21 protein-coding genes are annotated in these 20,481 nt (G+C 48.9%); 10 read left to right on the plus strand and 11 right to left on the minus strand.

The window, feature by feature from the left end; all coding sequences use genetic code 11:
- Positions 1-23 precede the first annotated feature (23 nt).
- From F566_RS32645 to F566_RS32650, 3 genes are all read left to right on the plus strand, one after another.
- Positions 24-605, plus strand: coding sequence for a TRAP transporter small permease (locus tag F566_RS32645; protein ID WP_020407183.1), 582 nt, complete (start codon positions 24-26; stop codon positions 603-605).
- A gap of 5 nt (positions 606-610) precedes the next feature.
- A complete protein-coding gene (locus F566_RS0111740; RefSeq protein WP_020407184.1) occupies positions 611-1,909 on the plus strand; it encodes a TRAP transporter large permease in 1,299 nt (432 codons plus the stop codon).
- Between the two features lie 153 nt (positions 1,910-2,062).
- Positions 2,063-2,926 carry a LysR family transcriptional regulator gene (locus F566_RS32650; RefSeq protein WP_020407185.1) on the plus strand — a complete coding sequence of 288 codons (864 nt, stop codon included), beginning with the start codon at positions 2,063-2,065 and terminating at the stop codon, positions 2,924-2,926.
- Between the two features lie 11 nt (positions 2,927-2,937).
- On the opposite strand, the gene F566_RS0111750 is transcribed toward F566_RS32650, so the two are convergent.
- From F566_RS0111750 to F566_RS0111770, 4 genes are all read right to left on the minus strand, one after another.
- On the minus strand, positions 2,938-4,293 hold the full coding sequence (locus tag F566_RS0111750; protein ID WP_020407186.1) for a cache domain-containing protein: 1,356 nt from the start codon (positions 4,291-4,293) through the stop codon (positions 2,938-2,940).
- A 183-nt stretch (positions 4,294-4,476) separates the two neighbouring features.
- A complete protein-coding gene (locus F566_RS0111755) occupies positions 4,477-5,223 on the minus strand; it encodes a substrate-binding periplasmic protein (RefSeq protein WP_020407187.1) in 747 nt (248 codons plus the stop codon).
- Between the two features lie 687 nt (positions 5,224-5,910).
- Positions 5,911-6,672, minus strand: coding sequence for a substrate-binding periplasmic protein (locus F566_RS0111765; protein WP_020407189.1), 762 nt, complete (start codon positions 6,670-6,672; stop codon positions 5,911-5,913).
- Between the two features lie 537 nt (positions 6,673-7,209).
- A complete protein-coding gene (locus F566_RS0111770) occupies positions 7,210-8,097 on the minus strand; it encodes a LysR family transcriptional regulator (RefSeq protein WP_020407190.1) in 888 nt (295 codons plus the stop codon).
- Between the two features lie 124 nt (positions 8,098-8,221).
- Here F566_RS0111770 and F566_RS0111775 point away from each other — a divergent pair, with 124 nt between their 5' ends.
- Genes F566_RS0111775 through F566_RS0111790 form a run of 4 tightly spaced genes read left to right on the plus strand, consistent with a single transcriptional unit; the run spans position 8,222 to position 11,983 of the window.
- Positions 8,222-9,013 carry a putative hydro-lyase gene (locus F566_RS0111775; protein WP_020407191.1) on the plus strand — a complete coding sequence of 264 codons (792 nt, stop codon included), beginning with the start codon at positions 8,222-8,224 and terminating at the stop codon, positions 9,011-9,013.
- Between the two features lie 41 nt (positions 9,014-9,054).
- Positions 9,055-10,104 carry a TRAP transporter substrate-binding protein DctP gene (gene dctP / locus F566_RS0111780; RefSeq protein ID WP_020407192.1) on the plus strand — a complete coding sequence of 350 codons (1,050 nt, stop codon included), beginning with the start codon at positions 9,055-9,057 and terminating at the stop codon, positions 10,102-10,104.
- Positions 10,105-10,107: 3 nt separating this feature from the next.
- Positions 10,108-10,710: a TRAP transporter small permease subunit gene (locus F566_RS32655; RefSeq protein ID WP_020407193.1), complete on the plus strand. Its 603-nt coding sequence runs from the start codon at positions 10,108-10,110 to the stop codon at positions 10,708-10,710.
- Complete coding sequence (locus tag F566_RS0111790; protein ID WP_020407194.1) at positions 10,700-11,983, plus strand: TRAP transporter large permease; 1,284 nt, start codon at positions 10,700-10,702, stop codon at positions 11,981-11,983. Before F566_RS32655 ends, F566_RS0111790 begins: the two co-directional genes overlap by 11 nt.
- A gap of 122 nt (positions 11,984-12,105) precedes the next feature.
- On the opposite strand, the gene F566_RS0111795 is transcribed toward F566_RS0111790, so the two are convergent.
- Together F566_RS0111795 and F566_RS0111800 are read right to left on the minus strand one after the other, a co-directional pair.
- Positions 12,106-12,636: a hypothetical protein gene (locus tag F566_RS0111795; protein ID WP_020407195.1), complete on the minus strand. Its 531-nt coding sequence runs from the start codon at positions 12,634-12,636 to the stop codon at positions 12,106-12,108.
- Between the two features lie 411 nt (positions 12,637-13,047).
- Positions 13,048-14,124, minus strand: coding sequence for a porin (locus tag F566_RS0111800; RefSeq protein ID WP_083921068.1), 1,077 nt, complete (start codon positions 14,122-14,124; stop codon positions 13,048-13,050).
- Between the two features lie 346 nt (positions 14,125-14,470).
- Here F566_RS0111800 and F566_RS0111805 point away from each other — a divergent pair, with 346 nt between their 5' ends.
- Entirely contained in the window at positions 14,471-14,926 is a 456-nt protein-coding gene (locus tag F566_RS0111805; RefSeq protein ID WP_020407197.1) for a YchJ family protein, read from the plus strand.
- Positions 14,927-14,997: 71 nt separating this feature from the next.
- Here the strand turns inward: F566_RS0111805 and F566_RS0111810 are convergent, their stop codons facing one another.
- A complete protein-coding gene (locus F566_RS0111810; protein WP_020407198.1) occupies positions 14,998-15,555 on the minus strand; it encodes a 1-acyl-sn-glycerol-3-phosphate acyltransferase in 558 nt (185 codons plus the stop codon).
- A 122-nt stretch (positions 15,556-15,677) separates the two neighbouring features.
- The gene (locus tag F566_RS0111815) at positions 15,678-16,280 is read right to left on the minus strand and encodes a glutathione S-transferase family protein (RefSeq protein WP_020407199.1); all 603 of its coding nucleotides are present in this window, start codon (positions 16,278-16,280) and stop codon (positions 15,678-15,680) included.
- Between the two features lie 190 nt (positions 16,281-16,470).
- On the opposite strand from F566_RS0111815, the gene F566_RS0111820 reads away from it, so the two are divergent.
- The gene (locus F566_RS0111820) at positions 16,471-17,361 is read left to right on the plus strand and encodes a LysR substrate-binding domain-containing protein (protein ID WP_020407200.1); all 891 of its coding nucleotides are present in this window, start codon (positions 16,471-16,473) and stop codon (positions 17,359-17,361) included.
- On the opposite strand, the gene F566_RS0111825 is transcribed toward F566_RS0111820, so the two are convergent.
- The 3 genes from F566_RS0111825 to F566_RS0111835 all read right to left on the minus strand — a co-directional run bounded on the left by F566_RS0111825 (position 17,323) and on the right by F566_RS0111835 (position 20,094).
- Positions 17,323-18,096, minus strand: a complete 774-nt coding sequence (locus F566_RS0111825; RefSeq protein ID WP_020407201.1) for a sulfite exporter TauE/SafE family protein — start codon at positions 18,094-18,096, stop codon at positions 17,323-17,325. The two genes, F566_RS0111820 and F566_RS0111825, sit on opposite strands and share 39 nt — an antisense overlap.
- Positions 18,097-18,130: 34 nt before the next feature.
- Complete coding sequence (locus F566_RS0111830; protein WP_020407202.1) at positions 18,131-18,607, minus strand: riboflavin biosynthesis intermediates N-glycosidase; 477 nt, start codon at positions 18,605-18,607, stop codon at positions 18,131-18,133.
- A 125-nt stretch (positions 18,608-18,732) separates the two neighbouring features.
- On the minus strand, positions 18,733-20,094 hold the full coding sequence (locus F566_RS0111835) for an MBL fold metallo-hydrolase RNA specificity domain-containing protein (RefSeq protein WP_020407203.1): 1,362 nt from the start codon (positions 20,092-20,094) through the stop codon (positions 18,733-18,735).
- Between the two features lie 165 nt (positions 20,095-20,259).
- Between F566_RS0111835 and F566_RS0111840 the strand changes: the two genes are divergently transcribed.
- Positions 20,260-20,481 (plus strand): IS5/IS1182 family transposase (locus tag F566_RS0111840; protein WP_020405679.1); only part of this gene is annotated, 222 nt, incomplete at its 3' end.

Below are 20,481 nucleotides of genomic sequence, written 5' to 3' on the forward strand. Positions count from 1 at the left end.
CGTTCGTTGAGGGGGAGTACATAATGCGTCGTATATTAGACGTTATATATACCTGTGGCGCAGGTCTGGCTGCAGTCTTTATTCTGGGGATCTGCTTGTTGGTCGCTGCTCAGGTGTTTATGAACCTAGTCGATCGGTTGTTGATTCTGTCCGGTTTTGATGCGGTCGGTCTGTCGATACCATCTTATGCGGACTTCACGGGGTTTTTCCTGGCCGCATCATCATTCCTGGCACTTGCCTATACCATGCGTGCAGGAGGTCACATTCGCGTGACCCTGATGCTTCACCAACTGAGCCCCAAATGGCGTCATGTTTTTGAAGTCGCCAGTCTGCTGACCGGCGGAGTATTGACGATCTACTTTGCTTTTTATACCGGACGACTGGTCTGGGATTCCTTTATTTATGAAGATCTGTCTGCGGGCATTATCTCGGTACCATTGTGGATTCCACAGTTTTCCATGCTGCTGGGATTGATCATTCTGTCCATATCATTTATCGACGATATTGTTTGTGTGTTATCTGGGGAAAAGCCCAGTTATCACGGCAAGGGTGAGGAAGCCCTGCTCGAAAAAGAAGCTCCAACAACCATGTATGAAGGGGAGTAGTGGGTATGGAACTTCTCAGCACCGTTTTTTTGTTAATTTTGCTGCTGGCATTGCTTGGCGGCGGGCTATGGGTGGCTTTGTCTTTGATGTTGGTAGGCATGGCCGGAATGATGATGTTTTCTTCCGCGCCTATGGGAGACGTGTTGGCGACCACCGTATGGGGAGCAAGTAATTCCTGGGCTTTGGCTGCGTTGCCATTGTTTATCTGGATGGGGGAGATACTGTTCCGGTCGCGACTTTCTGAAGACCTTTTCAGTGGTCTGGCACCCTGGATGGGGCGGATACCCGGTCGCTTGCTTCACGTGAATATTCTGGGCAGCGGCATTTTTGCGGCAGTATCCGGGTCTTCTGCTGCTACAGCCGCGACCATCGGCAAGATGACCATTCCGGAACTTTCCGGCCGCGGCTATCAGCAGAATATGATTATCGGAACCCTGGCCGGGTCTGCCACGCTGGGCCTTCTGATTCCACCCTCGATTGTTTTAATTGTATATGGGGTGGCGACTGAACAGTCCATTGCACGGTTGTTCATTGCCGGTGTTCTGCCAGGGTTGCTGCTGGTGATCCTGTTTATGGGCTATGTGATGATCTGGTCACTCCGACAGCCAAAGGAAAACCTAGCCAAGGAAGAGGTTCTGCCGTTCAAGGAAAAAGTTAATCGATCCCGTCGTTTGATTCCTGTGGTGCTGATTATTTCCGGCGTCATTGGTTCGGTATATTCAGGCATTGCTTCTCCGACGGATGCGGCGGCAGTGGGCGTGTTGCTCTCTCTGGTGTTCTCTTACTTTACCGGATCATTAAACCGGAAAAGTTTTATCGAAGGGCTGATGGGGGCTACCAAGACCTCCTGCATGATTGCTTTTATTCTGGCAGGGGCAGCATTTTTGACTGTCGCCATGGGGTTTTCAGGTATTCCAAAATCCCTGGCATCCTGGATTTCCACGCTGGAGTTGTCGCCTTATGCATTGTTGTTTGCACTGACACTGTTTTTTATCGTCCTGGGATGTTTTCTGGATGGCATCTCCGTGGTAGTGCTGACCACATCCGTCATTATGCCGATGGTGGAGCAGGCGGGAATTGATCCGCTGTGGTTTGGGATATTCCTGGTGATCGTCGTGGAAATGTCTCAGATTACGCCGCCAGTGGGATTCAATCTGTTTGTCCTGCAGAACCTTACCGGGCGCAATATCCTGCAAATATCCAAGTCGGCACTTCCGTTCTTTTTGCTGATGCTGGTCGCGCTGTTAATTGTGACAGTGTTCCCCGAGATCGTGACAGCCCTGCCTGATCAAATGGGTGGGTGACGATTTTCCATGCCGTACCCTCGGTCTTGGTTGGCCCTGTCGTTCAGGGCCTTTTTTAAGGGACTTATCTTTTCGTTAGGCAAACGCGCCGGAGCCCATATGTGAAGGGGGGGCTGGCGTTTCATTGAGCACGATTTTTCAGAAGATAAGCATATGAATACGAAAAATTTGGATGCCTTTTTAGCGATAGTTAAGTATGGAACTTTCAAAGCGGCAAGTGAGGTACTGCACACTACACAGCCTGCGATATCCACCCGGATTGCCAAGCTTGAGGAAGATGTTGGTTCCGAACTGTTTGACCGGTCTGATAAACGGGTTCGTTTAACGTCCAAGGGATATGCTCTTCTGCCGTATGCGGAGAGAATCGCTGCCTTGTTGAAAGAAATGCAGTATGTTGCCGGTGAACGAAACAGCTGTCGCCAGACCATGAGGTTGGGGGCGACAGAGACGGTGGTTCATTTATGGGTTGCCAAGTTTCTCAACGCACTGCACGGCCATTATCCGGGGCTCTCAATCGAATTGATCGTGGATCAGTCCACTATTCTACGTGACAAGCTGGTAACCGGGGAACTGGATCTGGCGTTTCTGACGGATGCGCTGGAAGATGCGGATATCGAATTCCAACCGTTTTGCAGTTATCCACTGGCCTGGGTGGCAAGCCCACGGTTGACTGATCCCGGGACGGAGCTTGACCTGCATGACCTGGCCCGATTTCCGTTGATCACCTATCCACGTCAATCAAAGCCTTACACTCAGCTCCAGGAATTATTTAATGCAGTCAACATGCCGACAGTCAGAATTAATGGGCTCAGTTCACTTGCGACGATGATCCATATGGCTGTCGACGGTATCGGAATCGGAATTCTGCCTCTGGCGGCGGTCGAAAAAGAGTTGTCGAGTGGCGAGTTGATCAGGCTGAATCCCAGCAAGAATCTGCCTGATTTGGAATATGCAGTGGCTAACCGTACAGATCCATTTTTCCGTACGGTCGCCACTCTGGCCTGTACGCTCCGGTAGGCTGCTGATTCCTAAACAGGAACCTCCACTTTGATTAAGGTGCCTGCACCTTTGGAAGAGAATACTGACAATTTCCCACCCAGCAGTTGTGCCCGCGCATGCATGTCGTTAAGGCCCACGCCGGCCGACAGTGTTTTGCGTTGCGTATCCGTCATATCGAATCCTGAACCATTATCCTGAATCTTGAGAGTCAGTTTACTTTTGCTCTGATTCAGGCGAATCTCTGCTTTGGTGGCTTTTGAATGTTCGATAATGTTGTCTATGGATTCCTTGGCAATTCGGTAAAGCGCGCTTTCAAGATCTTGCCGTAACCGGGTTAATGAGCCGGTTTCCTTACAGGAAAACTGGATTTCACTTCTTGTGCCGGCATCATCAGTCAGCGCTTTTAATGCCTCGCCAAGCCCTTTCTCTTCCAGTATCACGGGATGCAGTTCTCCTGATATCCGGGAAAGATCCTGAATGGTACTGTCCAGCAGTCTGAGGGATTCCGTTGTTTCCTGGTCGGCTTCGGTATTATTGGCGGTTCCGGATTGGCTGGTATGTACCAGCTTCGAGCGGACAGTATAAAGTGACTGGGCAATGTTCTTCTGCAACTCATAGGCAACTTTGCGACGCTCCTCTTCCTGAGCTTCGATGGCTTTGTGGGACAGCATCTGCAACTGCTCGTCAGCCAGTTTGCCTTCGTTCAGGGTCATGCGGGCGCCAATAATTCCGACAATAATAATGGCCAACCCTGAAGTACCCAAAATCAACTGCAGTGAGGTGGAAATACTCTGGTCCACGGAATCTTGAATCTCGGCAATGGTATCTTCGATGTCGTCCACATAGAGTCCTGTCCCGATCCACCAGTCCCACCAGTCCAGGTTTTGGGCATAGCCAATCTTATCGACCTCTCGGTTCAGGGACGGCTTCATCCAGACGTAGTGGGAGAATCCTCCGCCCAAACGGGCTTTGTTATATAGCTCCTGAATAATCATCACCCCATTGGGGTCTGTCATATTCTCCTGGTTGGCCCCTTCAAGCTGAATGTTGGGATGAGCCTGTGTCGTATATTTTTCATATCCGAAAAAGTAACCGTTATTACCATAGGCCATATCCCGGATAATTTGCCTGACCTGCTCCTGAGATTCCTTATCTTCTCTGTTTTCCGGGGTAGTGATATGTTTGAGTGAGGTAACGGCAATATTCGTGTAGTTCTTGATTTCCTTGCGGCGGAGTTCATAAAACTTGTCGGAGAAATTGGCAACATTATGGCCGCCCAGTTGGTCCATCTGACGGACGACCAATCCGATCATTAAACTACTGATGACAATGAGTGGTAGCAACGTCAGGATGAGGATTTTTATTCGAAAGTTGAGTTTTTTCATTGTTGAGCCCCGTATTTTTGGGTAAAGGAATCCTGTGGCATGCTCTCAACAGAGCAGGCCTGCCAAGAGAAACCATTGGGTTCGTTGTGATTATTCGTCAGGTATTGGGGAGTTGAGTCGTATCGGAGAAACTGCGGGGCTGTTTTCAGCCCACGCAGGGTAGCCTGTTAATGGATCTGCTGCTTATTCTGAGTAGGTTTTTATGATGCTGTCGTAAGTTCCGTCTGACATCATCTCCTGTAATACACCATCAAACCTGTCACGTAAGTCTGCAAGGTTATTGGCTTTGGAAAAGGCAATGTAACTGGGAACGCTTTGAACCTCCTGATCCAGAACCTTGAACTGGCCTCCCAGCCCCAGCTGTTTAAACATTGCCAGAGCTGTGTACTTGTTACTGATCAGAATGTCGATCCGGCCGGACTGGAATTTCTTCACACTCTGTTCAAGATTAGTGGCCTCGGACAGTTTTTTGAATGTGCCGTTTTTACGTGCCTCATCAAAAGCGCTTCCGTAGCTGATATCCCGGACAATGCCAATTCGGTATTCTGCCAGTGAAGTAAGGTCTCCATTAAACTGGATGGGGCTGTCCTTGGCGACAAAAAGAACAACCTCCTGCGGCATTAGCACGGTCTTTGAGTAATCCAGGAATTGTTCTCTTTCCGGATTCTTATAGGCGGTGAAAATGGCATCAGCCTGTCCCTCTTTGACCATGGCCAGTGAACGGGGCCAGGCATTGAGACGAATCTGGGTATCCATTTTCAGGCGTTTGAATGCTTCATTGACGATATCAACGACCATTCCTTTAATCTGGCTTCCCTCTTGGAACTGGTAGGGCGGGTATTGAAGGGTGACCAGTTTTACCTCATCAGCAAAAACTGGTGAATGCCAGGCCAGAAAAAGCAACATGACAAAGCTGGGTACAAGTTTCATAGGCTATCTCCCGATGTAATTGCACATTATTGGTTGTCGTCCCTAGTTTCAGGCTGAGAGGATGATCCTGTCAGACAGGATACATCGCTATCTATCTAGGTTAGTCTGGATCCTTTATTAATCGAGCAAATGGCAACCAGTTCCTTAGTTTTCTGAGGAATTCAGGAAGTACACAGAGCAAAGTCTTCGTATTTGAAACAGATATCAGAATGCTGAAGATAAAAAATACAAGAAAACCGGCAAACCAGGGATCTGTGGTCGCAGCATTCAGGGCGTGAGTTTTGGCATACTGGCACAGAGTATAAAGGCTCGATAAAGCCAGAAAGCCTGAAAGTATTGCCATCAAAGCGACCAATAAGCAATCTGATAAAGAAGCGACTTTTGTGGAAGTAATCATTATGAATATTTATCTATAGTAATAAGAATATATGTTTGATTCAGATTTAATATTCCATGGCGTATTAGTAAGTCACTAAATACAAATTTTCTGAGATATTACTTCTCTGTGCTTATGGCGAATAGTGGCATCAAGGTCAAATAATATATCGGAGAATTCATCTTCTGGTGTTTATAATTATTGTGGTATGTGATCTTAGGTGTAAAGACGATTAAATTTATTGTCTTGAATAAAAATAATTGATTAATTTGAATACAGGTATGGAAAAGGAGGGAATGGAGTTAAGGTTTTTACATGTTATAACGTTTCAGGATTTCTTCGTATTCTCCATTGTTTTTTAACTTGATCAGTTCACGGTCAAAGTCATCTCGTAGACGGGTTAATCCCTGTTTCTTTGAAAATCCTATAAAGCTGGGAATGCTCTCAACCTCGGTGGGCAACCTGGTAATGTGGTCGGTCATCCCCGCTGTTTGCAGTTTCCAGTCAGCAACCCATTTGCTGCTGATGAACAAGTCGATACGACCCAACAACAGTTTTTGAAAATTCTGTTCAAGTTTTTGAACGGGCTGGATATTGAGAGACTCACGCAATTGGTCGAATCGAACCCCATAGCTGATGGTTGAGACCACTCCAATCTGTTTGTCTCTCAGGGTGGAGAGGTCGCCGCTGAAAGTGATAGTACTGCCTTTTTTGGCGTAAAGAGACACAGTCTGCTGAATCAACACTTCATTTGAGTAGTCCAGGAATGTTTCTCGTTCCGGGGTTCTGTAGGCGGTAAATATGGCATCTGCATTACCCTTCCTGACCAGATCCAGAGATCTGCTCCAGGGGTGGATATTGATTTCTACCTGGTGTCCCAGGGAGGCCATGATTTTCCTGACAATGTCGACAGCGATTCCGGTTGGTTTTCCATTGTCCCCTGTATACTCCAGTGGTGGAAATTCCAATGATACGAATACATATTCCGATGCGTTGGTTCCGGCAGGAAACAGCAGTGTCAGTGACACTAAATATGAATACAGCAGTTTCTTCATATTAATAATATTCTTCATACAAATTTACCCTCACTGCATGATGGCTATGGCTATGGCTATGGCTATGGCTATGGCTATGGCTAGGGTCTGTTAACGTTACAGATGATGCTCACGTAGAACCTGAAAACGGCCCAATCGCGGCGCGAGAAGTGAAGTTTCGTCATTCTAAATGAACGCCGAGCGACATGGAGTGACCGTTTTTCATGCTTTATACCCACTAAAGGGGCACCAGCCCGCAGGACTTGGTCTCATTTTACTCCCTGCAGAACTATCGATCGTTTATGAAGTATGCGTACATCGCGGTCTCTCCGTTTTACAGAGAACAAAATGAAGCTCCAGCATGAACGTCATCCGCAACGCCAACAAATTCTAAAGTGCCTGAGACAAACTTTCTAAATTTCCATTTGCTAGAATGACTGGCTCTCAATCTGTTGAAGTTAATCAAAATGCTGGCCACTGCGTTAGTAAATTCAGCCACAGGCGCTTACCTGATTAAGATTAGGAGAGAGTCATATGAATAACAAATGTATGCCGGTTTCTGACACTCTGTTGATGTTATATTGAATGATTGATCTCAAGAGCCAGCTCCGTGATGGCCTGGAGTAAATGAGCGTCCGGCGTTTGCATATAACTGACCGTAAAGCTCATTTCCGGTAGCTCGCCGCCGGCCACGTCAATGAGTTCCAGTTCCTGGTTGTCCAGTTCCCGGCCGATGACTCTCGAGGGGATAACGCCAATTCCCACTCCCTCGGCACAAAGCCTTACCATGGCAGCAAGAGACGTGTTTCCGTAGATTTTGACGTTCTGAAGTTTCGCCGCTGAGAATACATCCCGGATGGCCATGTGTGGGAGCGTGTTTTTGGGGTAGGTGATTACGGGATAATGAGCGAGTTCTTTTAGGGTATGGCGCTTTTCATGCAACTGGAGTTTAGGGCTGGCTACCCAGTTCAATGGATAGCTGGCAAGATCAAAATTACAGACATTGGGTTCCTGTATGGGACCGAGCAAAAAGACAATATCGAGCGCTCCTTTCAGTAGATTTTCGCGAAGATTACGGGATACATCCACTTCAATATCCAGGGTAATCATCGGGTAAGTGCTGCGAATTGCCTCCACGAGCTTGATCAGGCTGGTATGAACAATGGTTTCTGATACCCCCATCCGGACATTGCCACTGTAGGCCTGGTGTGACTCTGCGATATCCAGAATTTCAGACCGTAGTCTCAGCATTTGTTCGGCGTACGGAATCAGTTCCCGGCCTTTCGTCGTGAGAATTACCCGCCGAGAGTCCCGTTCAAACAATTTGACGCCCAACTCATTTTCCAAAGCTGCAATGCGCTGGGAAATTCCCGGCTGAGTAGTGTGAAGCCTTTGCGCAGCAAGTCTGAATCCTCCCAATTGAGCAACCCAGATAAAGGTTTCGAGATTTTTCAGGTCAATCATTCTTTAGGCTCCAGTTTGTCACTGATAATAAAATGTGATCACTGAGTATCATTATATATAATTTGTTTTTATTGATTATGCCGTAGTTTAATTCTTAATCATATTGATTGTTGGAGAATTGAACGTGGTGATCAGTATCAATACTTCTGATGGCGGATTTCGGGATGCGATCAGAACCGGTAGCTATACCGGCCAGACCTCAGGAATGGCGCCCGGCTTTGTGCAGGCCAACCTGGCAATTTTTCCCAAGGATTGGGCTGAGGACTTTCTTCGATTCTGTCTATATAACCCCAAACCCTGCCCCTTATTGGGGGTGACAGAGCCGGGTAGTTCCAGGCTGCCGATGGTCGGAGCGGAGATTGATCTTTGCACAGATCTGCCTCTTTATCGTGTCTGGCATGATGGTCAATGTATTGAAGAGCTCAGCGATATTCGTCACCTGTGGCGGGATGATCTGGTCGGATTTGCCATAGGATGCTCTTTCTCTTTTGAGCAGGCGTTGCAGGAGGCGGGAATCCGTCTGCGGCATATTGATCAGGGGCGGAATGTTTCCATGTATCGGACCAATATACCCTGCCTCACCGCGGGGCGTTTCAGAGGCCCGCTGGTCGTGTCTATGCGTCCCATGAAAGCGTCTGATGCCATCCGGGCCATTCAGGTCTGCTCACGGTTTCCCAATGTGCATGGAGCCCCGGTTCACATCGGCAATCCTGCCCAGATTGGGATTACGGATATATCCAAACCCGATTATGGCGAACCCACTGAAATACTTGAGGACGAAATTCCTCTTTTCTGGGGGTGTGGTGTCACTCCACAGGCTATTATTTCAGAAGTGAAGCCTCCTTTTTGCATCACACATTCGCCGGGTTCAATGCTGATTACCGAATTATTGAATGGAGCGCTGGCAGTACTTTGAAACCTGCAGTGCTATAAAAATAATCACCAGAGGACAATGCGATGAAAAGCCTGATTCAAACAATAATAGCCTTGGTTTTCACCTGTTTTACCGGGGTGGCCAGTGCACAGGAATTGCCGAAAACCCATCTGACAGTCGTCGGAACCTGGAGCAACCTGTCTCAATACAAAAACTTTGAGCAGCCTTTTTGGGAACAGGAAGTGACGGAAAAATCCGGCGGAGCCATTACCGCTGAGATCAAAGGTTTTAATGAAATGGGGTTGAAGGGGGGCGAAATCGGCCGCCTGATGAAGCAGGGCGTACTGGACTTCGGATCCACTGTGCTGGGATATCTGGCCAGCGACAATCCAAGGAATGAAGCTATTGACCTGGCCGGGCTCAGTCCGGATATCGCGACAGCCCGACGAGTTTCCAACGCTTACAGGCCCGTTTTGGCGAAGCTCTACAAAGACAAGTACAACGTCAAACTCCTTGGCATATGGCCCTATTCAGCTCAGGTACTTTACTGCAAGAGTCCCATCAGCGGCTTGACAGATCTCGAGGGAAAAAAGGTCCGGACAGCTAACCGGACTTTGGCGGAGTTTGTTGAAGCTTTTGGTGGTGTAGGGGTGACACTGTCTTTTGGTGAAGTGGTGCAGGCCATGCAGACCGGTGTGGTGGATTGTGCCATTACCGGAGCGCTTTCTGGTTACTCATCCAAATGGTATGAGGTCAGCCATTATCTTTACGCTTTGCCTGTTGGTTGGAGTCAGGTGGTTCACGGCGTGAGCTATGATGCCTGGAATGATCTTGATGATCGGGTGAAAGCTTTCCTGGAACAGGAAATCGCCTCCCTAGAAGACCGCATCTGGAGTGAAGCCGGGAAGGAAAGTGAACAGGGAATCGCCTGCAATACCGGTGAAGGACGTTGCGACTATGGCCAGTCGGCGGATATGACGTTGGTGGAGGTATCCAGAGATGACAAGGTTGAGCTGGCGAGGGTTCTGGATGAGGTTGTACTGAAGAAGTGGGCTGAACGCTGTGGCGAAGCCTGTGCTGCAGAGTTCAACGACACCGTTGGCAAAGTGATTTCAGCCAGAATCAGGAGATAACCGATGGAGAGACTCTACTGTATGGCAGTAAAGTTGAGTCGGATCTCGGCATGGGTAGGTGGTGGATTGCTATTGCTGTCCGCGGCCATTACCACTGTGGATGTGATTTTACGCAAACTGTTCAATATCTCGATGGGTGGCAGCGATGAAATTGCCGGGTATATCCTGGCAATAACCACCAGTTGGGGGCTTTCATTTGCCCTGTTGAGCCGGGCCAATATCCGTATAGATGCGCTGTACGCGCGTCTTCCGGGCAAACTTACCATATGGCTGGATATGCTTGGGCTGATCCTGGTGGGGGCGTTTATGTCCTTTGTCACCTGGTTTGCTATCGGGGTCTGGTTTGAGTCGGTTTCGGTAGGAGCCACTGCCAATACTCCTCTGCAGACACCACTCATGATTCCTCAGGGACTCTGGGCGGCAGGATTTATCATTTTCATGTGTGTTCTGTTGATTCTCCTGACGAGAGTCCTTGTGCTGCTGTGGCGGGGCGATCACAAAGAGGTGAGTGCGATAGCGGGGATAAGAACCGTGGAAGAAGAAGTTCATGACGAGGTAGCCAGTGTGATCGATCATATTAAAGAGGAGAGGCGCCATGCTTGTTAATGCTGCTTTGATTCTGTTGATCCTGCTGGCGCTATCGGTTCCGGTCGCGGCCACAATGGGTGTACTTGGACTGGCGTTGGATCAGATGTACTCCATGTTGCCGCTATACAAGGCCAGTGGTGAAATTTTCTGGTCAACCAATACGGATTTTCTTCTGGTTGCTATACCCATGTTTGTATTGCTGGGTGAAATCATGCTTCGGGCCGGTATGGCTGAGCGCTTGTATGATGCCATGGAAAAATGGATGGGGTGGCTGCCGGGCGGTCTAATGCATGCGAATATTGGCGCATGTGCGGCATTTTCAGCGACTTCCGGTTCCAGTGTGGCAACCGCCGCGACCGTGGGAACCGTTGCCATCCCCCAGGGTGAGCGTTATGCCTATGCGCAACCATTGTTTCTGGGAACTCTCGCAGCAGGAGGTACTCTGGGCATTCTGATTCCTCCGTCGATCAATATGATTATCTATGGAATGTTAACGGATACTTCTGTGCCACAGTTGTATCTGGCGGGCTTTTTACCCGGCATTCTATTGGCGCTCATCTTTGGTTTGACGGTGTTTTTGATATGTCTGGTGCGGCCGGGATGGGGCGGGCGTCGGCAGAAGTCGAGCTGGTCAGCACGAATGAGGTCCTTAAAGAATCTGCTGCCTCCGTTGGCGATCTTCCTGATTGTGGTGGGATCTATTTATGCGGGAATAGCCACGCCCACAGAGGCCGCCGGGGTGGGGGTTATGGCGGCGATCATACTCGCCGCGTTATACCGTAGCCTGTCGCTGGATATGTTGAGAGAAGCCATTGAAGGTACCGTGCGGACCTCATCCATGGTCATTCTGATTATCCTGGCTGCCTACTTTCTCAACTTTGTCCTGGCAGCGATAGGCCTGACTGACAAACTGACCAGTCTTGTTCTCAGTCAGGGATGGACGCCGTTACAGACCTTTGCCGCTGTGGTTCTTTTCTACCTGATCCTGGGGTGCTTTCTGGAGACTTTGTCAATGATGGTGACGACGATTCCGATTACTGCACCACTGATGATTGAATTGGGATTTAGTCCGGTATGGTACGGTATTGTGGTCATGGTGCTGCTGGAAATGGCCTTGATCACGCCGCCTGTGGGATTGAATCTATACGTGGTCCAGGGCGTGCGTTCCCGAGGTTCCCTGAATCAGGTTTTAATTGGGGCTATGCCCTTCGTTGTTGCCATGATCGCACTGATTATCGGGCTGGTGTTGTTTCCCGAAATTGCGACCTGGCTCCCTGAACAGTTCTATTAACTTATTCTCTTTAACTCTGTTCTTAATTTACACGCCTAAATAAACCGGGACAGGGGCCACAAGGTGGTCGACTGTCCCGGTCATCTCATCAGGTTACATCGCTCACTCTCTTACCGGCTAACTCACAGACCAAGGTATTGCCGAATATTCTCCAATTCAGCTGATTGCGGCCATTCGGATAATATTTGTTCGGTCGGACACCATGGATAGGGGAGAACCGATACCCCATCTATGAATCCCTTCAGAGATTCAGGTGGCATGACCTGCATGTCTTCAATCGTGATGGTCAGATGCTCGGCCAGAGATGTCTCCCGTTGAAATGTCCAGTCATAGCCGCCGCATCCGATTCTGATCTGTCGATTTGGCTTTTCTGACATGACCACCAGCCAGCGACAACTGAATCTGGTGACATGGTTTTCCGGTGGCGGACACAGGCAAAGGGTATACACGTTTTCATAGGTTTGGGCGAAACGTCGTACCAACACATCGGTAATGTTTTCACGACCTAGAACGGACGAAGGAAAAGAGATCGCTTCTGTTCTGATATTCATTTCCAGGGACGCGTTTTCGGAGAAGGCCTGTGCCATTCTGTGGGGTTGGTTCCTGTCTTTGGCATAGAGATAGGCGCGAATTGATTCTGCGGGGTTATGCATTGATTAGTCCTGATAATATGATGAGGAAATTGGAAGGTCGGAGTATTTTCATTATTCCGTGACCATTTTAAGCGCCTGCGGCTGAATTCTCAGAAAGTTTGACTTTAAAAAAACTTAAAGGGCGTAAAAAGATCCCATCCCTGGGTGACGAAGTACGGTCTAGTCAATGGGAAGAAAAATGATTAAAAGTGGAACGCTTTCGTAGTAATGATATTCATGAATATCACGTCTTAATTTCAGAACACTTCGTTTGAGGGCACTAATATTGGAATTGCAGGCCCTTGGGGGGACGAAATGTTGGTGGAATCGTATGCATTAATTGACTGAGTCATTTATATTCTCAGTACATCCCTGTACCTTTTTAGTCTGGTATTTCTCCAAAGTACTAACGATCAGCTGGACTGTCGTCTGCTATAGTTTTAAGCGCACGCCTGTCGTCAGGATTGAAATATCTTCAAAATCTTCCCCGTCTCTATCCAGACTATGCACCTTGTAGGATGCATACAGGTCAATGCCTTTGCGTACTGCAAAAACATAGCCCAGACTGACAGCCTCAGCCTGATCGTTCTGTTGGGCTCTGTCGTCGGTGATGGCGTAAAGCAGGGAAACGGCGTGTTTGCCAGTCTTATAGCCGATCTTGGCAGATTTGAACTCGGCATCCGGATTGGCTTCATCATCGTCGCCGGATTTACCAATCGCGATAGCGGCGTTCAGGCCACCAGGCAATAATACGGCGACTGAACCACCTACCGTATTTTCATCACCGGCAGCATTGCCGTCCTCTGTATTCTCTGTGGAATAGCCGAGCCCGCCTTTAAACGCCAGACCGCTGTCGGTGGTATGATTGAATCTCAGGCCGATCTCGGTAATATCACTGCTGCCTTTGACCCCCTGACTGAGGGCTATGCCGAAGGCGCCAAAGTTTGGCGTGTCATAGCGCAGACGATCGTAACGGGATTCGAAGTCCAGGTTATTCATAGTAGAGCCGATGGTGGGGCCGGTACGGTTGAACTGAATACCGCCACCCAGCAGAGAAGGATCGGCCCAGTTGATAACGCCCGTACCTGATAGATCCATTTCCATAATGCCATTGGCTGCGCCGTCTCCCTGGCCGATGGTAACTTTGCCCCAATCGTCAGCAAACCAGACTTCCATATGTCTTTCGCCTAATTCAGGGCGGGTCGACTTATTGTCAAAGTTGACACTGTAGGAAGAGTTTGACGGGTATTCCGCTTCGAACTGGCCTCCGACCTTGGTTCCGCCTTCGAGTACTGTTTCTGCTTTTAGATTAAAGCGGGTATTGCTGTTGATGTTATCAACGAAAAACAGTTCGGTATCATTGCCGTCATCGGCATACATTAATGCCCGATTTACCTGCAATGTAAGATTAAGATCGACGCCGTGGTAAGTTCCCAGATCGACGGCATAACTTGAGAGTGGTGCTGTGGCAAGAGCCATGCATAGTGCATGTCTAGTGAAATTATTCATTGCTTACCTTCAAATAGAGTTTTTATTAATATATGTATTGATGTTTTTGAATTGATTTGATGCCCATGATAATCATAATTAGATTGAGCTTTGGACTATGTGATTTTGCGAAGTGAAAGAGAGGATGTAAAACTAATAAAATTTATATAATTAAATCAAAATTGTTTATGGGTTTTATATTTGGGTTATTTTTATCGATATTGATAATATGTGTTTATGTATGGTTTTTTTCTGGCTATGCATGTCGCAGTGAAAGATTTTTGTTATATTGCCCGCTATATAATGTTTATTCCGCTATGTCCGAAGCTTTAAAGGATTGCGGTTCTTAAAAAGAAACAGGAATAAAATGACCCCATCATCCAATTTGCTATGCCCCTGCGGATCAGGGAAGAACTACCAGGTATGTTGTGAGATTTATCATCTGGGCCAGGCAGCCCCGGATCCGGAGTCGTTGATGCGTTCGCGTTATACCGCATTTTCCGGTTCGATGTGGGAGTACTTATTGAATACGTGGCATCCGAGTACACGGCCAATGTCGCTTGGCAATGATGATCAGGTGGAATGGTATAAGCTTGACGTGCTTGAAAGTTCTTCAGAGTCTGATAAGGGAAAAGTGTCCTTCGCAGCGACCTTTCGACAGGCGGGGAAATGGATGCAGCTTCGTGAGAAAAGTCGCTTTCAGTGCGAGGAAGGACGTTGGTATTACGTGGATGGTGATGCCGAATGGCTTGAGCTGGACCCCGGCAGAAACGATCCCTGTCCTTGCGGAAGCGGTAAAAAATTCAAGAAATGCTGTGCTTGACGTCGCCCCCTCAGGGTTATGAGTTCAGGAGGCGCTGAGGTCAGGGTTACTGATATCAGGAATGAAGAAGCTCAGGCTTCGCCGATATCCAGTTTGACACCGTAAGGGGCGTACAGATCCCTGATTCTGATCAGGTCATCGCGAATGGAATCAGAAGGAAACAGCTTTGCCACCATCTGGCCACGTTTGGCAGCAGCATCTGACAGCATCAGGATAATGGGCACGCCAGCGGCTTTGGCAATGTGCCAGAATCCGGTTTTGATGGGTTTGGCATTCGGGCAGGTAATATTGTTGCGGGTGCCTTCTGGTGCAATGAGTAGGGTGAATTCTTTGTGGCTGTCGAACAGATCCTTCATGTCCTGGACCAGATTCGATTTTCTGCTACGGTCTACAGGCAGGCATCCCATGCTCGTCAAAAACCAGGAAAACGGCCAGAAGAACAGATCTTTCTTTACCAGTGTATGGACCTTGATACCGTATATCTTGAACAGGGCAAGACTGCGTATGCCGTCCATATTGGTCGTATGGGGAAAGCCCACAACCACCTGTTTATCCTCCCAGGCATCGGTTTTGGGTTCGTAAGTCCATCCACCCAAACGGAAAATAAACTTGGCAATGATTGTCAGCATTCGATCAACCTCAGAATATACTCTACTACGAGGACGCCCCATGCTTGGATGCAGGGGGCGACGCATTCTAACCTAAAGCGCGATCTGAGGCCAAAACATATACTGATGTGTGCTTTTAGCGGTTAGCAGTCCTTTATCAAGCTATGTCGCGGGTGCGATGCGACCCTGTCCAGCCAAATTTGAATATTCGGGTAATCGCTTAGTTGGAAGTCTCCTTCTTCTGCCACATGGGTATAAGCGTACAGGGCAATGTCAGCGATAGTGTACTGATCTGCCACCAGCCAATGCCGCCCTTGAAGATGACTATCCATAATTTTCAGCGCTTTGCGTCCGGCTTCCTGTTTGCCAGGGAGCATCTGCTTGCGTTCGTCGTTCAATCCCAGGTGGGTCAGCCAGAAGCGGGGACTGGCAATGTTGGGTTCGTGGCTGTACTGCTCGAAAAAAAGCCATTCCATGATCTGGGTCTGGTACATGACATCAGTTGGCCAGAAGTCTGTCCCTTGTGCCAAATAGAATAGAATCGCATTGGATTCGCTGATGATGGTGCCGTCGTCCAGTTCCAGGACCGGGATTTTCCCATTAGGGTTTAATTTTAAAAACTCTGGCGTGTGAGTGGCGCCTTCCACAATGTCGTACTCGCGATATTCGTAGTTGATTTCCAGCAGATGCATCAGCAGACGCGCTTTGTAACCATTGCCTGATGGACGGTAATCATGAAGAATCATAAGTGAGTGCCTCAACAGTGATGTGTGATTCGGTGGCTCTATTGTTGTGGTGTTTATTGTTGAGAGAGCCCTTGTGAATCACAAACGAATTGTTTTGATCCCTGATATCAAAACTGCTGATGGGTGGTTCTTACGAAAGAACCATGCTCAAGCGGGGCGATTTGCAATATTGACTGAGAAGTAGAAACCAATGGAAATAGATCTCCTGCGTACCTATGTAGCGATAGTGGATACCGGTAGCTTTACCCGGGCCGCACGACAGACCTTTCGGACGCAATCGGCTGTCAGCATGCAGATGAAGCGCCTTGAAAGTCAGGTAGAGAAAAATCTTTTCCGGCGGGAAGGGCGTATGTTGGAGCTCACTGAGGATGGTAAGCAACTGGTGCATCATGCGCGTCGGATTCTTGCGGTTCATGATGAGGCGTTGGCCAGTATGCAGGCAAATCGTGGGAGCTTTAAAGTTCGTCTGGGATGTCCGGACGATCATGCACGAAGCATCTTGCCGGAGTTGATACTGCAGATGAGGCGCTTGTATCCGGAGATCAGTGTCAGCGTACAGTGCGCCTCATCCAATAAACTACGCCAATTGATGGATGGTGGTGAGGTTGATCTGGCAGTGCTAACCCGTACTCCTGACAGCGATGAAGGCTACCTGTTGCTGCAGGATCAGGGTGTTTGGGCGGCGGCCAGAGGGCGTCAGATCAGCCCAGGTGAAGTTCTGCCTCTGGCCATATACGAGGCTGACTGTAAGTTCCACAGTGCCGCGCTGGATGGGCTGGATAAGTTACAGCGTCCTTATCAACTGTTGATGACCTCATCCAATGCCTCTGCATTGCTTGCGATGGTGAAAGCGGGGGGAGCCATCACGGCTGTCGCGACATCTACTTTAAGTGAGGAAATGATTGTGCTGGGACCGGAGCATCAACTTCCCCCTCTGCCCAGAGTGGATATCGTGTTGATGATTGCCGGCCAGCCTCATCCTATGATAACTCCCGCATTTGTCCAGGAACTGATTGCTGGCTATCAAACTGGTCGGCAGAGTTTAGATCAGGCTATTCCAGAGACCGACACCGCTGGTTAAAAGTAGGGCAAACCCCAGCACCCGGAAAAAGGCTACCTGATTCTGGCGCATCATCCGGTCATGGAACCAGAGACCCAGGACATGACCGACTGCAGCGCAGGGAAGAAGCCATAAGTGATGAATCAACTGCAGATCGACGCCAGCCATCAGGAAGGCAGCCATTTTGATGGTGACAAGAATAAACCAGAGCGCGAACAATGTGTTGCGCAGCTTCTCCGGTGCCACTTTGGTACTGTACACCGCGACGATTAAAGGGGCTCCAATCAGTGAGGTGCCGCTGATGTAACCGCCAAGCATAAGAAACAGAATATCCAGCTTGGGATTATTGCTCTTGAAAGGCCGATTGAGTATGTAAGACAGCGCATACGCTGAGACGATGGTGAAGATGATGCCTCCCATCAACGCCGGGGGCAGCGTGATCAGACCAAACACCCCGATCAGCTTTGGGATGATCATGATCCCCAGGCTCTTCCCCAGGTAGTTCCAATCCACTGTGCTCTGTTCACTGTTGCCCAGAAATTGCTTGTAGCCCTGGTTTCCCATCACTGTGAGAGAGGAAAATATCAGTAGATGGACCGCAATCAGAGGCAGATAGACCAACGGTTGGTTGTTGATCAACAGGAGGAAGGGAAGTGCCAGTACTGCGCCGCCAAAGCCAAGCCCTGAACGTACAAAGCCGCTCCAGACAAAGACCAGAGCTATCAAGACATATTGATACCAGAGGAGTTGATCCATTACATACGACTCTTACAAGGTTTACAAGGGGACTTCAGGTATCGCTGTCAGCTTCTTCCCGGAGTTTTTTTCTCACATTCATTAATACTTTGCCGTAGGCATTGCTGCCTCGACGATCCCGTCCGCAGCCCCAGAAATAGTCATAGTTGCTGTTTTCCACCAGAACCCGATTGTCGGTTTCCAGTAGAGCTTCGGCGATATGAGGGTAGGTTTTGCAGCGGATATAAAGGGCACGGGTCATGATAACTTCACGGACTTTTTTCCAGTCCGGGCGAAGCAAGCCTTTTTTCTTTCTGCCCGCTGACCGGGCGGCTTCGGGTGTGGGAGCCTGCCGTACTGTTTCCTGATAATCCTGGTCCGTGAACTTCATGCCCTGATAGTAGTGTTCTACGGTAGGCCAGGTTTTGCCTTCCAGTTCGAATCCAAAGGGTGAGTAACACCCCAGGAGCTCCTCCGGGTTGGAGCGGGACAGAAACATGGCATCATCAGGAATGTCCGGCGGAAAAAGCATCGATAGTTCCCTGTTGGTTGTTCGCAGGTCGTGGGATTGTATCACGACTGCTTGTAGGGTTGTTGAAGTTTATTGCTTCAGCAACTCTAACATCAGACCTTCAGGGCGCAAGTAGTGGGATGGTCTTACATGGGGAATGTCACTTTGTCCTGGTATTCCGGCACAGAAACACTCCAATTGAGACGGTCCTTAATACAAAGTCTTAAGGCATCTGACGCCAGAGGTTCGCCATGGGTGATAAAGGTGTGTTTTGGCGGAGCCGTAAAGTTTTCAAGCCAGGAAAGAATTTCATCGTAGTCGGCATGGGCGGACAGTGCATCCAGTTGATATATGGAGGCTCTGACAGGGTAATATTGACCGTGAATTTTGATCTGCTGGGCCCCATTGACCAGTGAGTCCCCTCGTGTCCCCGGAGCCTGAAAGCCTGCAAATACAACGCTGTTGCGATGATCTGACAACAACGCCTTGAGGTGATGTAGTACCCTGCCTCCACTTGCCATACCACTGGCGGACACAATAATCGAAGGGAACTTCCGTTGATTCAGATCTATAGACTCTTCGACGGTCCGGACATATTGCGTCCCTTGATCGATAGCGTGACACTGCTCGGGGGTCAGTCTGTGTAAGTGATGGTAGTGGCAGAATATTTCAGTAGCCGAGATGGCCATGGGACTGTTCAGATACACGGGTAAATCGGGGATTCGGTCGGTATTCTTAAGTTCCTGGATCAGATGCAGCAATGCTTGGGCTCTGCCCACGGCAAAGGCAGGGATCAGAACAATACCTCCCTGTTCGGCTGTTGAGTTCACGATGTCGGCCAGCAACTGGGGGATATCAACTGATTCATGCAGGCGATCGCCGTAGGTCGATTCCAGTATCAGGTAGTCGGCTTGTGAAATAGCTTCCGGTGCCCTCATGATCAGGTCATTGGGGCGGCCGAGGTCGCCGGAGAATACCATTTTGCCTGCTGGACCATCGATGCTGATGCTACTGGCTCCGAGGATGTGACCGGCTGGAATAAACTGGGCCTTGAAGCCGGGCAGGAAATTGACATCGTCGTGAAAATCCACCGGTTCGAAGTATTCCAGGGCTTTCCAGGCTTCCTTTTCGGTGTATAGCGGCAGCGCTGGGCTATGTTTGGAAAAATGCCGCTTGTTCGCATAACGTGCGTCTTCTTCCTGCAGAAAGCCCGAATCTGGAAGCAGCACCCGAGCCAGGGATTTTGTGGCGTGGGTACAGAAAATCTTGCCTCTGAAACCATGCTTGACCAGAGCGGGTATATAGCCGCTGTGATCGAGGTGTGCGTGGGTCAGCAGCAGGCATTTGATATCCTTGGGGGAAACCGGAAGTGATTTCCAGTTTCGTTCACGCAGGTTTTTTATGCCTTGATAAAGGCCGCAGTCCAGCATGAAACGATGGTTCTGGTGGCTGATTAGATATTTTGAGCCGGTTACCGTGCCGGCGGCACCCAGAAAACTTAATTCCATCTTATCCCCTTTTTTCAGTCTCTGCAGAAGTCTCAACCCGTTCAAAAGAGTGTCTCAAATAGGTTGGAGGTCGGTTGACCTGAGGCAATTTTAATTAGGGAGGCTCTGAATAACTCCCCAAATCAGTCATAATACGGCCAACTTCACTCATCAGGAATACTATCCATGGATCAGATGACTTTCTCCGAAGCTGAATACCAGAATAAGAAGCGTAAGACCCGCCGGGAAATCTTTCTGGAGCGAATGGATAAGCTGATCCCATGGAAACGCATGGAAAAGAAGATCGCCCGCTATTACCCCAAGGGCGAGAACGGCCGCCCTCCGTATCCGTTATCCACCATGCTTCGTGTCCACTGCATGCAGCTATTTTATAACCTCAGCGATCCT

Origin of the sequence: Hahella ganghwensis DSM 17046 (assembly GCF_000376785.1) — a bacterium.
Lineage (GTDB): Bacteria > Pseudomonadota > Gammaproteobacteria > Pseudomonadales > Oleiphilaceae > Hahella > Hahella ganghwensis.

Bases quoted from the DNA above. Each gene is read 5' to 3' on its own strand.
- F566_RS0111755 (WP_020407187.1), bottom strand. From the start codon at position 5,223: ATGAAACTTGTACCCAGCTTTGTCATGTTGCTTTTTCTGGCCTGGCAT.
- F566_RS0111815 (WP_020407199.1), bottom strand. From the start codon at position 16,280: ATGATTCTTCATGATTACCGTCCATCAGGCAATGGTTACAAAGCGCGT.
- F566_RS0111795 (WP_020407195.1), bottom strand. From the start codon at position 12,636: ATGCATAACCCCGCAGAATCAATTCGCGCCTATCTCTATGCCAAAGAC.
- F566_RS0111830 (WP_020407202.1), bottom strand. From the start codon at position 18,607: ATGCTTTTTCCGCCGGACATTCCTGATGATGCCATGTTTCTGTCCCGC.
- F566_RS0111770 (WP_020407190.1), bottom strand. From the start codon at position 8,097: ATGATTGACCTGAAAAATCTCGAAACCTTTATCTGGGTTGCTCAATTG.
- F566_RS0111820 (WP_020407200.1), top strand. From the start codon at position 16,471: ATGGAAATAGATCTCCTGCGTACCTATGTAGCGATAGTGGATACCGGT.
- F566_RS0111835 (WP_020407203.1), bottom strand. From the start codon at position 20,094: ATGGAATTAAGTTTTCTGGGTGCCGCCGGCACGGTAACCGGCTCAAAA.
- F566_RS32650 (WP_020407185.1), top strand. From the start codon at position 2,063: ATGAATACGAAAAATTTGGATGCCTTTTTAGCGATAGTTAAGTATGGA.
- dctP (WP_020407192.1), top strand. From the start codon at position 9,055: ATGAAAAGCCTGATTCAAACAATAATAGCCTTGGTTTTCACCTGTTTT.
- F566_RS32655 (WP_020407193.1), top strand. From the start codon at position 10,108: ATGGAGAGACTCTACTGTATGGCAGTAAAGTTGAGTCGGATCTCGGCA.
- F566_RS32645 (WP_020407183.1), top strand. From the start codon at position 24: ATGCGTCGTATATTAGACGTTATATATACCTGTGGCGCAGGTCTGGCT.
- F566_RS0111765 (WP_020407189.1), bottom strand. From the start codon at position 6,672: ATGAAGAATATTATTAATATGAAGAAACTGCTGTATTCATATTTAGTG.
- F566_RS0111750 (WP_020407186.1), bottom strand. From the start codon at position 4,293: ATGAAAAAACTCAACTTTCGAATAAAAATCCTCATCCTGACGTTGCTA.
- F566_RS0111800 (WP_083921068.1), bottom strand. From the start codon at position 14,124: ATGAATAATTTCACTAGACATGCACTATGCATGGCTCTTGCCACAGCA.
- F566_RS0111805 (WP_020407197.1), top strand. From the start codon at position 14,471: ATGACCCCATCATCCAATTTGCTATGCCCCTGCGGATCAGGGAAGAAC.
- F566_RS0111790 (WP_020407194.1), top strand. From the start codon at position 10,700: ATGCTTGTTAATGCTGCTTTGATTCTGTTGATCCTGCTGGCGCTATCG.
- F566_RS0111825 (WP_020407201.1), bottom strand. From the start codon at position 18,096: ATGGATCAACTCCTCTGGTATCAATATGTCTTGATAGCTCTGGTCTTT.
- F566_RS0111740 (WP_020407184.1), top strand. From the start codon at position 611: ATGGAACTTCTCAGCACCGTTTTTTTGTTAATTTTGCTGCTGGCATTG.
- F566_RS0111810 (WP_020407198.1), bottom strand. From the start codon at position 15,555: ATGCTGACAATCATTGCCAAGTTTATTTTCCGTTTGGGTGGATGGACT.